Source organism: Actinomadura miaoliensis (genome assembly GCF_039536785.1).
Classification (GTDB): Bacteria; Actinomycetota; Actinomycetes; order Streptosporangiales; family Streptosporangiaceae; genus Spirillospora; species Spirillospora miaoliensis.
In genome coordinates, this window is record NZ_BAAAZG010000062.1 from 22758 (window position 1) to 37862 (window position 15105).

Annotated in this window: 14 protein-coding genes; 10 read left to right on the top strand and 4 right to left on the bottom strand. The window is 73.1% G+C overall.

Features of this window, described 5'->3' with window-relative positions:
- Positions 1–33 precede the first annotated feature (33 nt).
- The 5 genes from ABD811_RS38810 (at position 34) to ABD811_RS38830 (ending at position 6163) form a co-directional block, all read left to right on the top strand.
- Entirely contained in the window at positions 34–1194 is a 1161-nt protein-coding gene (locus ABD811_RS38810) for an LLM class flavin-dependent oxidoreductase (RefSeq protein ID WP_344957817.1), read from the top strand.
- Positions 1195–1261: 67 nt separating this feature from the next.
- Positions 1262–2731, top strand: a complete 1470-nt coding sequence (locus tag ABD811_RS38815) for a sugar porter family MFS transporter (protein WP_344957819.1) — start codon at positions 1262–1264, stop codon at positions 2729–2731.
- 360 nt (positions 2732–3091) lie between these two features.
- On the top strand, positions 3092–5068 hold the full coding sequence (gene thrS, locus ABD811_RS38820) for a threonine--tRNA ligase (protein ID WP_344957821.1): 1977 nt from the start codon (positions 3092–3094) through the stop codon (positions 5066–5068).
- Positions 5069–5231: 163 nt separating this feature from the next.
- Positions 5232–5465: a hypothetical protein gene (locus ABD811_RS38825; protein ID WP_344957824.1), complete on the top strand. Its 234-nt coding sequence runs from the start codon at positions 5232–5234 to the stop codon at positions 5463–5465.
- 95 nt (positions 5466–5560) lie between these two features.
- The gene (locus ABD811_RS38830; RefSeq protein WP_344957825.1) at positions 5561–6163 is read left to right on the top strand and encodes a hypothetical protein; all 603 of its coding nucleotides are present in this window, start codon (positions 5561–5563) and stop codon (positions 6161–6163) included.
- Positions 6164–6187: 24 nt separating this feature from the next.
- Here the strand turns inward: ABD811_RS38830 and ABD811_RS38835 are convergent, their stop codons facing one another.
- Positions 6188–6805: an Asp23/Gls24 family envelope stress response protein gene (locus tag ABD811_RS38835; RefSeq protein ID WP_344957827.1), complete on the bottom strand. Its 618-nt coding sequence runs from the start codon at positions 6803–6805 to the stop codon at positions 6188–6190.
- A gap of 192 nt (positions 6806–6997) precedes the next feature.
- Between ABD811_RS38835 and ABD811_RS38840 the strand changes: the two genes are divergently transcribed.
- Together ABD811_RS38840 and ABD811_RS38845 are read left to right on the top strand one after the other, a co-directional pair.
- Positions 6998–7624, top strand: a complete 627-nt coding sequence (locus tag ABD811_RS38840) for an HIT family protein (protein ID WP_344957829.1) — start codon at positions 6998–7000, stop codon at positions 7622–7624.
- A 26-nt stretch (positions 7625–7650) separates the two neighbouring features.
- Complete coding sequence (locus tag ABD811_RS38845) at positions 7651–8058, top strand: thiol-disulfide oxidoreductase DCC family protein (protein WP_344957831.1); 408 nt, start codon at positions 7651–7653, stop codon at positions 8056–8058.
- Positions 8059–8134: 76 nt separating this feature from the next.
- Here ABD811_RS38845 and ABD811_RS38850 read toward each other — a convergent pair whose 3' ends face one another.
- The 3 genes from ABD811_RS38850 to ABD811_RS38860 all read right to left on the bottom strand — a co-directional run bounded on the left by ABD811_RS38850 (position 8135) and on the right by ABD811_RS38860 (position 11723).
- Positions 8135–9022 carry an HTTM domain-containing protein gene (locus ABD811_RS38850; RefSeq protein ID WP_344957833.1) on the bottom strand — a complete coding sequence of 296 codons (888 nt, stop codon included), beginning with the start codon at positions 9020–9022 and terminating at the stop codon, positions 8135–8137.
- Positions 9019–9474, bottom strand: a complete 456-nt coding sequence (locus tag ABD811_RS38855) for a hypothetical protein (protein WP_344957835.1) — start codon at positions 9472–9474, stop codon at positions 9019–9021. Before ABD811_RS38855 ends, ABD811_RS38850 begins: the two co-directional genes overlap by 4 nt.
- An 89-nt stretch (positions 9475–9563) precedes the next feature.
- On the bottom strand, positions 9564–11723 hold the full coding sequence (locus ABD811_RS38860) for an elongation factor G-like protein EF-G2 (RefSeq protein WP_344957837.1): 2160 nt from the start codon (positions 11721–11723) through the stop codon (positions 9564–9566).
- A 489-nt stretch (positions 11724–12212) separates the two neighbouring features.
- Between ABD811_RS38860 and pgsA the strand changes: the two genes are divergently transcribed.
- Genes pgsA through ABD811_RS38875 form a run of 3 tightly spaced genes read left to right on the top strand, consistent with a single transcriptional unit; the run spans position 12213 to position 15099 of the window.
- Positions 12213–13019 carry a phosphatidylinositol phosphate synthase gene (gene pgsA, locus ABD811_RS38865; protein WP_344957839.1) on the top strand — a complete coding sequence of 269 codons (807 nt, stop codon included), beginning with the start codon at positions 12213–12215 and terminating at the stop codon, positions 13017–13019.
- Positions 13016–13942 (top strand): phosphatidylinositol mannoside acyltransferase, encoded by a 927-nt coding sequence (locus tag ABD811_RS38870; RefSeq protein WP_344957841.1) that lies wholly within the window; start codon positions 13016–13018, stop codon positions 13940–13942. Before pgsA ends, ABD811_RS38870 begins: the two co-directional genes overlap by 4 nt.
- Positions 13939–15099, top strand: coding sequence for a glycosyltransferase family 4 protein (locus ABD811_RS38875; protein WP_344957843.1), 1161 nt, complete (start codon positions 13939–13941; stop codon positions 15097–15099). Before ABD811_RS38870 ends, ABD811_RS38875 begins: the two co-directional genes overlap by 4 nt.
- The last annotated feature ends 6 nt before the right edge of the window (positions 15100–15105 follow it).

Genomic DNA, 15105 nt, shown 5'->3' on the forward strand with positions numbered 1-15105 from the left:
ACGGACTCCAGGTCGAGCGACGAGGACACCGCGATGACGTTGCGCTTCCACTGGTTCCTGCCCACCACCGGCGACAGCCGCGCCCTGATCGGCGGCGGCCACAGCATCCCGCGCGGGGTGGGACGGCCGCAGCCCCGCCCCGGCACCGCCGACCAGGTCCGCCCGCCGGACATCGACTACCTGGCGCAGATCGCCCGCTCGGCCGAGCAGCTCGGCTTCGAGGCCGTGCTCACCCCGACCGGCACCTGGTGCGAGGACGCCTGGCTGGTCACCGCCGCGCTGCTGCGCGAGACGTCCCGGCTGAAGTTCCTGGTGGCGTTCCGGCCCGGATTCGTCTCGCCCACGCTGGCCGCGCAGATGGCCGCCACCTACCAGCGCATCTCACGCGGCCGCCTGCTGCTGAACGTCGTCACCGGCGGCGACTCGGCCGAGCAGCGCCGTTTCGGCGACCACCTGCCGCACGCCGAACGCTACGCCCGCACCGACGAGTTCCTGTCGATCGTGCGCGGCGCCTGGAGCGGCGAGCCGTACGACTTCAAGGGCGAGCACTACCACGTCGAGGGCGCCATGGTGGCGCGCCCGCCGGAGCCGCCGCCGGAGATCTACTTCGGCGGGTCGTCGCAGGCGGCGGGCCCGGTCGCGGCCCGGCACGTGGACGTCTACCTGACCTGGGGGGAACCGCCGGACCAGGTGGCCGAGAAGATCGCATGGATCCGCGGGCTGGCCGCCGAGCGGGGACGCGAGCCGCGCTTCGGCATCCGCCTGCACACCATCAGCCGCGACACCTCCGAGGCCGCCTGGGCCGAGGCCGACCGCCTGCTGGGCGGCCTGGACCCGTCCCACATCGAGCAGGCCCAGCGCAGCCTGGCCGCCAGCGAGTCGGTCGGCCAGCGGCGCATGGTGCGGCTGCACGAGAAGTACCGGGCGAGCGGCTCGGCCCGCGACCTGGAGATCCACCCGGGGCTGTGGGCGGGCGTCGGGCTGGTGCGCGGCGGCGCGGGCACCGCCCTGGTCGGCTCCCACACCGAGGTCGCCGACCTGATCGAGCGGTACGCGGCGCTCGGCATCGAGGAGTTCATCCTGTCCGGCTACCCGCACCTGGAGGAGGCGTACTGGTTCGGCGAGGGCGTGCTGCCGGAGCTGCGCCGCCGGGGCGTCGCCGGCGACCCGTGGGGGCCGCGGACCACCGCGTAGCGGCTGATCAGCCAAGACGTTCGAGTCTGGCCGCATTAGAACCTTTTTGCCGGGAAGATCCGCTCGCATGACTGTGGGAGAGAGCGGCAGACCAGCGGATGCCGCCGAAGCGACGACGCCGTCCCACACCGCCGCGACCGCCGCCCTGCTGGCGGGCGCGGCCGCGCTGGGCGGCTTCCTGTTCGGCTACGACTCGTCGGTCATCAACGGCACCGTCGACGCGCTGAAGTCCCAGTTCCACCTGAACTCCGTGGCGGTGGGCCTGGTGGTGTCGTCGGCGCTGCTCGGCTGCGCGGTCGGCGCCTGGTTCGCCGGGCCGCTGGCCGACCGCATCGGCCGGGTCCGCACCATGCTCGTGGCCGCGGTGCTGTTCGTCATCAGCTCGCTGGGCTCGGCGCTGGCGTTCAACGCCGTCGACCTGACGTTCTGGCGGGTGGTGGGCGGGCTGGCCATCGGCGCCGCGTCCGTCATCGCGCCCGCCTACATCGCCGAGATCGCCCCCGCCGAGCTGCGCGGCAGGCTCGGCTCGCTGCAGCAGATGGCGATCGTGCTGGGCATCTTCGCGGCGCTGGTGGTCGACTACGTCATCGCCCGGGTGTCGGACGGCGGCGCGTCCGGGCGGTTCCCGTGGGGCGGCACCGCCTGGCGCTGGATGTTCGCCAGCGCCATCGTGCCCGCCGTGATGTACGGGGTGATCGCCACGACCATCCCCGAGTCGCCCCGCTACCTGGTCAAGAAGCGCCAGATCGGCCGCGCCCGGCAGGTGCTGGCCAAGGTGATGGGCCGCGGCGACGTCGACACCAAGATCCGCGAGATCGTCCGGTCGATCGCCGCCGACCGGCCCGTCCACCTGCGCGACCTGCGCGGCCGCCGGTTCGGCCTGCTGCCGATCGTCTGGGTGGGCATCCTGCTGTCGGTCTTCCAGCAGTTCGTCGGCATCAACGTGATCTTCTACTACTCGACCTCGCTGTGGCGGGCGGTGGGCTTCACCGAGAACGACGCCATGCTCACCTCGGTGATCAACTCGACCGTCAACGTGGTGGCCACGCTGGTGGCGATCGCGCTGGTCGACCGGGTCGGCCGGCGCCCGCTGCTGCTGACCGGCGCCGCCGGGATGGCGGTCACCCTGACCACCCTGACGATCTGCTTCGCCACCGCGCCCGTCGTGGACGGCGAGCCGCGGCTGAGCGGCACCGCCGGGATGGTCGCGCTGATCGCCGCCAACGTCTACGTCTTCTCGTTCGCCGCGTCCTGGGGCCCGGTGGTGTGGGTCATGCTCGGCGAGATGTTCAACAACTTCATCCGCGCGTCGGCACTGGCCGTGGCCGCCGCCGCCCAGTGGATCGCCAACTGGGCGATCACCACGAGCTTCCCCGGCCTGTCCGGCGTGTCCCTGGGCCTGGCCTACGGCCTCTACACGCTGTTCGCCGTGCTGGCCTTCCTGTTCGTGTTCCGCGCCGTCCCCGAGACCAAGGGCCGCGAACTGGAGGACATGGACGGCCTCACCACCGCGCGCCGCGGCCGCACCCCGGCCTGACGGGCGGCCGGGAACGCGCCGGATACGGCCCGGCGTCGGTGCGGGCCGTCGGGTACCATGGGCCCATGCAGGTCGTGTCACAGGCGGCGCCCCGTCCGATGGCGGTGGGCGCGAGCCGCGCGCTGACGACGACGCCGGGCGACTCCCGGCGCGGCGACCGCATGTCCTAGACATCGCAGGCGGCAGGGCCCCGGGAGGTGCTCCCGGGGCCCTGCCGCGTTCCGGGCCGCCGGCGCCTCCCGGGCCACCGCCCGCCCGAACGACAGGAGCCCGACCATGGAGCCGGATGCGTCCGACGCGGCCGCCGAGTCGCTAGCATCGAAACCCGCCGATCCCGTCCCACCATCGCGAGGAGAGACCGTGTCCACCGTGTCCGAACTGCGCATCACCCTCGACGGCGACGAGCGGGTGGTGCCGGCCGGCACCACCGCCGGGCAGGCCCTGCAGGCCGACGGCCGGACCGTGATCGCCGCGCGCGTGGACGGCGAGCTGCGCGACCTGGACCACGAGCTGAGCGACGGCGCCGTGGTCGAGCCCGTCGAGATCGGCTCCGACGACGGCCGCGCGATCATGCGCCACTCCACCGCGCACGTGCTCGCCCAGGCCGTGCAGGACCTGTTCCCCGACGCCCGCCTCGGCATCGGCCCGCCCGTCGAGAACGGCTTCTACTACGACTTCGACGTCGCCGAGCCGTTCACCCCCGACGACCTCAAGCGCATCGAGAAGCGCATGCGCGAGATCGTCAAGCAGGGGCAGCGGTTCTGCCGCCGTCCCGTCAGCGACGAGCAGGCCCGCGAGGAGCTGGCCGACGAGCCGTACAAGCTGGAGCTGATCGGGCTCAAGGGGGCCGCCGGTTCCGAGGACGGCGCGAACGTCGAGGTCGGCGCCGGCCAGCTGACCATCTACGACAACCTGGACGCCAAGAGCGGCGAACTGCGCTGGAAGGACCTGTGCCGGGGCCCGCACGTGCCCACCACCAAGGTCATCCCCGCGTTCAAGCTGATGCGCTCGGGCGGCGCGTACTGGCGCGGCAGCGAGAAGAACCCGCAGTTGCAGCGCATCTACGGCACCGCCTGGGAGTCCCGGGAGCGGCAGGACGAGTACCTGAAGTTCCTGGAGGAGGCCGAGAAGCGCGACCACCGCAAGCTCGGCGCCGAGCTGGACCTGTTCTCCTTCCCCAACGAGATCGGCAGCGGCCTGGCGGTCTTCCACCCCAAGGGCGGCGTGGTCCGCAGGGTGATGGAGGACTACGCCCGGCGCCGCCACGAGGAGGCCGGGTACGAGTTCGTCAACACCCCGCACATCACCAAGGGCGCCCTGTTCGAGACCTCCGGGCACCTCGGCTGGTACAAGGACGACATGTTCCCGCCCATGGAGGTGGACGGCGGCGAGTACTACCTCAAGCCGATGAACTGCCCCATGCACAACCTGATCTTCCGGGCGCGGGGGCGGTCGTACCGGGAGCTGCCGCTGCGGCTGTTCGAGTTCGGCAGCGTCTACCGGTACGAGAAGTCCGGCGTGGTGCACGGCCTCACCCGGGTGCGCGGCATGACCCAGGACGACGCGCACATCTACTGCACCCGTGAGCAGATGGTCGACGAGATCAAGAACCTGCTCACCTTCGTGCTGGACCTGCTGCGCGACTTCGGGCTCAACGAGTTCTACCTGGAGCTGTCCACCCGGGACGAGTCGGAGAAGTTCATCGGCTCCGACGAGTACTGGGAGTGGGCGACCGCGGCGCTGCGCGAGGCCGCCGCCGAGTCCGGCCTGGACCTGGTGGACGACCCGGGCGGCGCGGCGTTCTACGGCCCGAAGATCTCCGTGCAGGCCAAGGACGCCATCGGCCGCACCTGGCAGCTGTCCACCATCCAGGTCGACCCCAACCAGCCCGACCGCTTCGACCTGGAGTACCAGGCCGCCGACGGTTCGCGGCAGCGTCCGGTCATGCTGCACCGCGCGCTGTTCGGGTCGATCGAGCGGTTCTTCGGCGTGCTGCTGGAGCACTACGCCGGCGCCATGCCGCCGTGGCTGTCCCCGGTGCAGGCGGTCGGCATCCCGATCGGCGACGCCCACGTACCGCACCTGGAGAAGGTCGCGGCGCGGCTGCGCGAGCGCGGCATCCGGGTCGAGGTCGACTCCTCCTCCGACCGGATGCAGAAGAAGATCCGCAACGCGCAGAAGCAGAAGGTGCCGTACATGCTGCTGGCGGGCGACGACGACGTGTCCAAGGACGCGGTGTCGTTCCGCTACCGCAACGGGGAGCAGAAGAACGGGGTCCCGATCGACGAGGCGGTGGAGGAGATCGTCAAGGCGGTCGAGGCCCGGGTCCAGATCTGACCCCGGACCGCACCCGGCTCCGACCCGGTCCGACCCGTCCGCGGCGGCCCCGGCCTTCACCGGCCCGGGCCGCCGCGTGATCGTTGCGCGGTTTCCGAGCGCAGCGCCCCTTCTACGCGAGACACTCTGCGTAAGCAAGCCCATCCGAAGGGTCGCCCCCGTCATGGACGATCGCTACATCGAGGAAGTCGCCCGGCTCATCGCCCGGGCCGACACCCCCGCCGCCTGCCCCGGCTGCGGCGGACACGACCAGATCACCGCCGCCGTCCCCCTGGACCCCGACACCGCGGGCGTGGCGGCCATCCCCGTCACCTACTGCCGCGCCTGCGACGCCGGTGATCCCACCGCCGCCGAGATCTTCGCCTGCATGGACCAGGCCCTCCGCGAGGAGGACTGACCGGCCGTCCGCGCGACGGCTCCCGAGTCGCCGCCCGCCCCGCGCGGGAGTTGGTAGCCTCAGCGGGCAGTTGAGGCGATCGGGAGACGGGCGCGATGAGAACCACGCGACGGCCGGGGACGACGCGTCGTCCGGTCGTGGGCCGGGTGCTCGGGTACGGCGGGTCCGTGGTGCTGGTGGTGGCGGCCGTCGTGGTGCTGCTCATGCCGCTGTTCGACGACGGGCGCAAGGCCGCGTCCAGCGAGGCGGCCGACCAGACGACCCCGGAGGCGACCCCGTCCGGGGGTCAGGTGCCGCCGGTCGGCACCGTCCCGACGGTCCAGCCGACGGTGACGCCGACGGGCACCGTGCCCCGGCAGGACGGGGGAGGGCGGTCCTCTCCGCAGCAGCAGTCCGGGCCGCGTCCCGAGCAGCAGAGCGGGACCACCGTGACCTGGTGCCCGGCGGGCAGCGCGGTGTACCGCGCCGGCGACGGCGGCCTGGAGGTGACGGTGAACGCCTCGGCCAGCGGGTTCGCGCGGGCGCAGGTGTCGCTGCGCAGCGGGCACACCGCCGAGGAGCAGGCCACGGTCCGGGACGGCGTCCCGCACACGTTCCGGTTCACCGGGGTGCCGGCGGCCGAGGTGGAGCGCGTGAAGGTCACCACGATCTCGGTCGGCGTGTCCACGCAGACGTGCTACGCCCGTCCCGCCGCGTGACCCCGGCACGGGGAGCGCGGCGGCTCACTCGGGCACGCGCACGTCCTCGACCGACACGTTGACGGCCAGCACCCGCATGCCGAGCATGAGCCCGATGACGCGGGCCACGTTCGACTTGACCGCCTTGGCCACGTCCATGATCACGCTGCCGTACTCGACCACGACGGCCAGGTCCAGGGTGACCGCGTTGTCCTGCAGGTGGATCCGCACGCCGGGGGTGCCCGGCTGACCGGCCGGCCACGGGCCGCCCGCCAGCGCGGCCACCCCGCCGACCTCCAGCGCGGCCAGCCTCGCGATCTTCTCGATGACCTCGTCCTTGATCGTCACGCGGCCCTTCACCGTCGCGGTCGTGCCGGGGCCGGGCGGGACGTCCTCGCCCGCGGGCCGGTCGGCGGGTTCGTGTTCCGGCGCGGGCGGCCCGGCGGGCCCCGGAGCCGGCGGAGCCGCCGGCGCGGCGGGGGCCGCCGGGGGCGAGCCGGAGGCCGGAGGCGGAACCGACGGCGGGGAGCTCAGCGGCACCCCGGCCGTGGAGGGGGCGCCGCCGGCGCGTCCGCCGAGGCCGGGGAAGAAGGGCGCGGACCGGACCTCGGGGTGCGGGGCGTCCCCGCCGTCCCCGGGGCGGCCCTTGTCGAGGTCGGTCATCGATCGGTCCACCCTTTCTGACAGGAAGTCCATGGTGGCGTAGTGACGCCTGTTTCGTCACGCAATGTGGGCGTCGACCATGTGTCCGTGCGGGACGCGGCGGGACGGGCGGGCCGGCATCCCGACTTCAGGCCGTCCGGCTTCTCTCTCTATGCTGCTGGTCAGGCCGTGGACAATAAGGAGAGCGCCGCCTTGAGCGTAGAGCCGGAGGAGCCCGTGGTGGAGGAGGCGCGCGAGGACGCGCCCGAGTCGGGGAAGCGGGCCGGGGACGAGCCCGTCGTCGAGGAGGAACGCGGCGGCGCGGGCGTTCCGGACAACTTCCAGCGGCTGTGGACCCCGCACCGGATGGCCTACATCAAGGGCGAGAACAAGCCCTCGGGTGCGGGGGCGGAGGACGGCTGCCCGTTCTGCGAGATCCCCAAGATGTCCGACGAGGAGGGCCTGATCGTGGCCCGCGGCACGTCGGTGTACGCGGTGCTCAACCTCTACCCGTACAACTCCGGTCACCTGATGGTCGTTCCCTACCGGCACGTCGCCGACTACACCGAGCTCGACGCGGCCGAGTACACCGAGCTGGCCGAGCTGACCCGCAGCTCCCTGACCGCGTTGCGCAAGGCCAGCGGCGCCCAGGGCTTCAACGTCGGGATGAACCTCGGCCAGGTCGCCGGGGCGGGCATCGCCGCGCACCTGCACCAGCACGTGGTGCCGCGCTGGGGCGGCGACACCAACTTCATGCCGGTGGTCGGGCACACCAGGGTGCTGCCGCAGCTGCTGCGCGAGACCCGGCAGATCCTCGCCGACGCCTGGCCGCACGCGTGAGCCCCAAGATCGACCATGATGGGGGCATGACACGACGCGAACGGCCGGTGCTGGTCTACGACGGGGACTGCGGCTTCTGCACCACGTCGGTGCGTTTCGTCGAACGCCGCGTCCCGACGTCCGCGCGGATCGTCGCGTTCCAGTTCGCGGACCTGGACGCGCTCGGCACCACCGCGCAGCGGGCCGAGTACGAGGTGCTCTGGGTGGACCGCGCGGGCCGGGTGACCGGCGGGGCGCAGGCGATCGCGCGGCTGCTGATGGACGCGGGCGGTGTGTGGTGGCCGCTGGGCGCGGTGCTGCGCGTGCCGCCGGTGCGGTGGATCGCCCACGGCGTGTACCGGCTCGTGGCCAACAACCGTCACCGCATGCCGGGCGGCACCGCCGCGTGCGTGCTGCCCGCCGCCCAGCGCCCCGGAGCGCGACAGCAGGGCTGACGCGCCCAGGACGCCCGTCCTGCTCCGAGCACGGGCCCGCGCCCACGACGGGCCCCTGCTTAGGCCGGGCCCGCGTTCAGGAGGGGAGCGGCGCCTTGCCGACGGACGGGGCGGAGGCCCCGGACCGGCGGCGCACCCGCTCGCGCAGCGACGGCAGCCGCTCCAGGGGCAGGAACGCCAGCAGCCAGATCGTGTGCGGCAGGAAGTGGATGGACAGCAGCGCGTAGGTGATCAGGTGGAACCCCGCGAAGAACACCACGCCCGCGTACAGCGGACGGCCGCGCGCGAACAGCAGCAGCGGTGAGGCGAGCTCCGCGGCGAACATGCCCCACTGGCCCGCCTTCAGCGGCACCGGGTACTCGATGAGGGCGCGGCCCAACGGGGTGCCGCGGCGGCTGAGGGCCCACTGGACGGTGGAGCCGTTCGGCCAGTCCGGGAACCCGCCGATGCGGATCTTCGCCCACGCCGACAGGAAGTAGGCGGCCACCACCGCCACCTGCACGCACCGCACCGACCAGCCGGACGCCTCGCAGGGCGCGGGGTCGGCGAGGCGGGCCCGTCCCACGGTGGGCAGCACGAACAGGGCCACGACCAGCGCCAGGTGGTCGTGGTCGACCTTGCCGTACGACATGCTGATCGTGACCCACCACAGGTATCCGCCCGCCGCGACGAAGCCGGACGCGCGCGGCGCGAACCGTCCCGTCGCGGCGACCAGGCCGGCCGCGAGCGTGACCGCGAGCAGCGTGTACATCGCGGCGGGGGTGGGGGCGGGCAGGTGCAGCCAGCGCGCCAGCCGCACGGGCTGGTACAGGTTGGCGGGCAGCCGGGCGTGCGCGAGCGCGCTGTTGGTGAACAGCAGCATGTCGATCGGCAGGAACCCGTACGCCAGCAGGCGCAGCCAGGCGACGCGGGCGCGCGGGATCGGGGCGTACCACCAGCGGCCCCAGGGCGTGGCCGCGTTCACCGCACGGTCCACACGGCGCGGTTGCGGACGCTGGTGGACACGACTTTGCCGTCGCGCAGTGTCCTGGTCTGGTGCACCAGGTAGATCCGGGTCAGCGCGGGGCGCTCGGGGTGCAGCCGCCGCTGGGCGTCGGCGATGCCCTGCAGCAGGGAGGGGTCGCGCACGATCCTGGTCATCTGGCCTTCGATCTCGGCGCGTTTCATGCCGGCCCCCACGGCGTCCATCGGCAGCCTCACATGCGTCCCCGCGGCGGTGTCGGCCTCCAGCCAGTGCGAGTGGATCTCACCGCCGTCGTCCTTCACCGAGAACGCGAACTGCGTCATCGGCCCCAGCGGGAAGTCGTCGTCGGTCCCGCACGAACTGGTGTACAGCAGCGCGCCGATCACCGTGGCGGCGACGAGGGTGCGCCACAGGCGGCGTGGCGCGCTGAGTCGGAAGACCCCCGGATCCACGGGCAGCAGCCTAGCGTGATCACGCCCGGCGGCCCGGGGCGTCGCCCGTCCCGGCGGCGGGACGGGCGTCGCCGGAAGGGGGGCGCGGTTCAGCCGGAGGCGGCGGCGACCTTGTCGGCCAGGTGCGACGGCAGCGGCTCGTACCGCAGGAAGGTGCGGCTGAAGGTGCCGGTGCCCTGCGACATCGACCGCAGGTCGATCGCGTACCGGACGATCTCCAGCTGCGGCACCTCGGCCCGGATCATCGTGCGGCCGCCCGGCACCGACTCCGAGCCGAGCACCCGGCCGCGGCGGGAGGTCAGGTCGGACATGACCGGCCCGACGTACTCGTCGGCGACCAGCACCCCCACCTCGTCGACCGGCTCCAGCAGCAGGACCGGCACCTTGGCGGCGGCGTCCTTGAGCGCCAGCGCCCCCGCGGCCTGGAAGGCCATGTCGGAGGAGTCGACCGAGTGGGCCTTGCCGTCGTGCAGCGTCACCCGGATGTCGACCAGCGGGTATCCGGCGGACACGCCGCGGGCCATCTGCTGCCGCAGGCCCTTCTCCACCGACGGGATGAACTGGCGGGGGATCACCCCGCCGACGATCTTGTCGACGAACTCGAAGCCCGCGCCGGACGGCAGCGGCTCGACCTCGATGTGGCAGATGCCGTACTGGCCGTGCCCGCCGCTCTGCTTGACGTGCCGGCCGAGGCCCTTTGCGGGGCCGCCGAACGTCTCGCGCAGCGGGATGCGCAGGTCGATCCGCTCGACCTCCACGCCGTAGCGGGCGCTGAGCCGGTCGATCAGCACGTCGGCGTGCGCCTCGCCCATGCACCACAGCACCAGCTGGCGGGTCTCGGAGTTGTTCTCCAGGCGCAGCGTGGGGTCCTCGGCGACCAGGCGTCCCAGCGCCTGGCTGAGCTTGTCCTCGTCGGCCTTGGAGCGCGCCTGGATCGCCACCGGCAGCAGCGGGTCGGGCATCGTCCAGGGCGCCATCACCATGGGGGTGCCGGGGTCGGACAGGGTGTCGCCGGTCTCGGCGCGGCCCAGCTTGGCGACCGCGCAGATGTCGCCCGCCACGCACGCCGACACGGGACGCTGGTGCTTGCCGAGCGGGGACGACAGCGCGCCGACGCGTTCGTCCACGTCGTGGTCCTCGTGCCCGCGGTCCTCCAGCCCGTGCCCGGACAGGTGCACCACCGTGTCGGGACGCAGCGTCCCGGAGAACACCCGCACCAGGGAGATGCGTCCCACGTACGGGTCGGAGGCGGTCTTGATGATCTCGGCCACCAGGGGGCCGTCGGGGTCGCAGCGCACCTGCTTGGGGGAGTCGCCGTCGATGGCCGTCACGGTGGGGATGCCGTGCTCCAGCGGGGACGGGAACGCCTGGGTGATGACCTCCAGCAGCTCCAGCATGCCGACGACCGGCCCGGGGTCGGCGCCGTGCGGGACCGCGGTGGCCAGCACGGGGTAGAAGCTGCCGCGCGCGACCGCGGTCTCCAGGTCCTGGATGAGCGCCTTGACGTCGATCTCCTCGCCGGCCAGGTACCGGTCCATGAGGGTCTCGTCCTCGCTCTCCTGGATGACCCCCTCGATCAGCGCGGCGCGCTGCTCGGCGATCTGGTCGAGGAACTCGGGGTCGGGCTCGCACTCCACCCGCTCGCCGGTGGAGTAGTCGAAGCAGCGCCGCGTCAGCAGCCCGATCAGGCCGCGCAGCCCGTCGCCCGCGCCGACCGGGAAGTAGACCGGCGCCACGCCCTCGCCGAAGACGTCCTGGCAGGTCATGACCACGTCGTCGAAGTCGCCGCGCTGCTGGTCGATCTTGGTGATGACGACCGCCCGGGGCATGCCGACCGCCGCGCACTCCTCCCAGAGCTGGCGGGTCAGGCCGTCGATGCCGTCCACCGCGGAGATCACGAACAGCGCGGCGTCGGCGGCGCGCAGCCCGGCGCGCAGGTCGCCCACGAAGTCGGCGTATCCGGGGGTGTCGATGAGGTTGACCTTGATGCCCGCGTGGACGAGCGGGGCCAGGGCGAGGTTGACCGAGCGCTGCTGGCGCATCTCGACGTCGTCGAAGTCGCTGACCGTGGAGCCGTCCTCGACGCGCCCGCGCCGCTGGATGGTGCCGGTCGCGGCGAGCAGCGCCTCGACGAGCGTGGTCTTGCCCGCCCCCGAGTGGCCGACCAGCGCGACGTTGCGCACCTTGTCGGGCCGGCCGGCCTCCGGTGCCCTGCCGGGGCCTCCTGGGTGGCCTCCCTTGTCCGCCATAGCTCTACCTCCTCGGACCGCCCCGTGCGGGGCCGTCTGGAACGGAGCCGGACCGCGAGGGCCCGGCCCTGACGTCCGAGTGCGGCGCTGGGCCACCTCCCTGACGCGCGTGACCGGCGTCACACCCGTAGCACCACCATTTCCCGTGAGGGGCCGGATCACAAGGGGTGGGCGCCAAACCGTGCCATCTCTTGGCCACCCCGCCGTTCCCGCCGCGACGCCCTCTGTTGGGAGGGCGCATGTTCCTTGTCACGGCATACGGGGGCCTACGGCCGTACGTGGGGGGATTGCGCCAGACTTGTGTGCGGGTGCCTAGGTTGCGGGGGTCGGTGGGCATTCCGGGCCTGTGCGCACCGTGCGTGCCCGTGTGCGCGCCGTGGGCGCTCCGTGGCCCGTACGCACCCCGGGGGCGATCGATCGCACTACGATGGCCCCCTGCGCGGCCCGTGGGCCCTTAGCTTCAGACGGAAACGAGAAGATCGGACGGCGATGCTCAACAAAGTGCGGCCCGCGCTGGGACGCGTCCTGACCCCCGTCGGCCGGACCGTCGCGCGCACCGGGGTCTCGCCCAACGCCATCACGATCATCGGGACCGCGGGCGTGCTGGCCGGGGCCCTCGGCTTCTTCCCGCGCGGGGAGTTCTTCTGGGGCGTGCTGGTCATCACCGCGTTCGTGCTGTTCGACATGCTGGACGGCGCGGTCGCCCGGGTGACCGGGAAGATCTCCAAGTGGGGCGCGTTCCTGGACTCCACCATGGACCGGGTCGCCGACGCGGCGATCTTCTCCGGGGTGATGATCGGCCTGTACCGGGACGGCCAGGAGCAACTGGCCGGGGTCGCCCTGTACTGCCTGGTCGCGGGCGTGGTGGTGTCGTACGCCAAGGCGCGCGCCGAGGGCCTGGGCTACACCTGCAACGTGGGCATCGCCGAACGGGCCGAACGCCTGATCGTGATCCTGGTGGCCACCGGGCTGGACGGGCTCGGCGTGCCCTACGTCCTGACCGTGGCGCTGTGGGTGCTGGCCGTGCTCAGCACCGTCACCGTGGGGCAGCGGTTCGCGACCGTCCGCGCGCAGGCCCTCGCCGACACCGAGACCCGGCCGGCCGCGCCGGCGCCGTCCCCGTCTCCGAAGGCCGAGCGCCCCCGGGAGCGGCCGTCCGAGAACGCCTCCGAGAACGCCGCCAGGGACGTCCGCAAGGCCGCCCGCCGGGACGGCGCCAAGCGGGCCAAGGGCGGCGGCGGACGGCGCAAGTGGCACGTGCGCAAGCTCGATTCGGCCTCGGAGCCTCGCCCATGAGGACGGGCCTGCGCGACGAGGCCATGGACGTCGCGTACGCCCTGGGGTGGACTGTCGTCCGCAAGACGCCCGAATCGGCGGGCCGCGTGGTGTTCAGGGCCCTGGCCGACCGCACCTGGCGGCAGCGCGGCGAGGGCGTACGGCAGCTGGAGAAGAACCTGTGCCGCGTCCTGGGCAAGGACGCCGTGGACGCCGAGGTGCGTGCGCTCAGCAAGAAGGTGATGCGCTCGTACTTCCGGTACTGGCTGGAGGTCTTCCGGCTGCCCGAGTACGACCGCGACCGCATCATCGGCCGCACGCGGGTCCAGGGCGCGGAGAAGGTGTTCGCGGCGCTGGAGTCGGGACGCGGGGCGATCCTGGCCCTGCCGCACATGGGCAACTACGAGGAGGCCGGCGCCTGGCTGGTGCACCACGGCCACCCGTTCACCACCGTCGCCGAACGCCTCAGACCCGAGTCGCTCTTCGACCGGTTCGTTGCTTTTCGTGAGAGCCTGGGCATGGAGGTGCTGGCGCACCGGGGCGCGTCGGCGTTCGGCAGGCTGGCCCAGCGGCTGCGCGCGGGCGGCGCGGTCTGCCTGGTCGTCGACCGCGACCTCACCGAGACGGGGGTCGAGGTGGAATTCTTCGGCGCGACCGCGCGCATGCCCGCGGTGACCGCGGCGCTGGCCATGCAGACGGGCGCCGCGCTGTTCCCGGTGACCCTCTGGTACGAGGGCGACTACTGGGCGGCCCGCGTGCACGAGGAGATCCCGGTGCCCGAGGAGGGGGACAGGCGCGACAGGATCCGGGCCATGACGCAGCGGCTGGCGCGGGAGTTCGAGGCGGGCATCGCCGCCCACCCCGAGGACTGGCACATGCTGCAGAAGGTCTGGGTGGAGGACCTGGCCGCCGACGGCCGTCCCGCCGGGGAGGACGCCCCGTGAGGATCGGCATCGTGTGCCCGTACACCTGGAACGTCCCGGGCGGCGTGCAGCAGCACATCCGCGACCTGGCCGAGGCGCTCATCGGCTTCGGCCACCACGTGTCGGTCATCACGCCCGCCGACGACGACGCGACCCTGCCGCCCTACGCGGTGTCGACGGGGCGTGCCGTGCCCGTCCCGTACAACGGGTCGGTGGGGCGCGTCGCGTTCGGGTTCCTGTCGGCGAGCCGGGTCCGGCGGTGGATCAACGAGGGCGGGTTCGACGTGCTGCACGTCCACGAGCCCGCCGCGCCGTCGCTGGGCATCCTGGCGTGCTGGGCGGCCGACGGCCCGATCGTCGGCACCTTCCACGCCTCCTACGAGCGCTCGCGGGTGGTGGCGGTGACCGCGCCGATCCTGCAGAGCGCCCTGGAGAAGATCACCGGGCGGATCGCGGTGTCGGAGGCGGCCCGCAAGACCCTCGTCGAGCACCTGGGCGGCGACGCGGTGCTGATCCCCAACGGGGTGGCCACCGAACGGTACGCGATGGCCGAGCCGCTGCCGGGCTGGCAGCCCGGCCGCTCCGACGGCGTGCAGACCCTGGGCTTCCTGGGGCGCATGGACGAGCCGCGCAAGGGCCTGCCCGTCCTGCTGCGCGCGTTCGAGATCCTGGGCCGCCGGCGGCCCGGCCTGCGGCTGCTGCTGGCCGGCCCCGGCGACACCGACGAGGCCCTCGGCCGGGTCCCGCGCGAGCTGCGCGACCGGGTGGTGACGCTCGGCATGGTCAGCGAGGAGGACAAGATCCGCGCCTACCACTCGGTGGACGTGTTCGTGGCGCCCAACACCGGCGGCGAGAGCTTCGGCATCGTGCTGGCCGAGGCGATGTCGGCGGGCGCGCCGATCGTGGCCAGCGACCTGGAGGCGTTCGACCGGGTGCTGCTGGGCGGGCGCGCCGGGGCGCTGTTCCCGGTGGGCGACCACGAGGCCCTCGCCCGGGTCGCCGGGGAACTGCTGGACGACGCGCCGCGGCGCAAGCAGCTGTCGGCCGAGGCGCGCGCGGCGGTGCGGCGCTACGACTGGTCGGCCGTGGCGCGCGACGTGCTGCGCGTGTACGAGACGGTCGCCCTGGACGGCGCCGGGGTCGTGGAGTCGCCCGGCGGCGGGCGGGTCGGGGCGTAAGGCGCG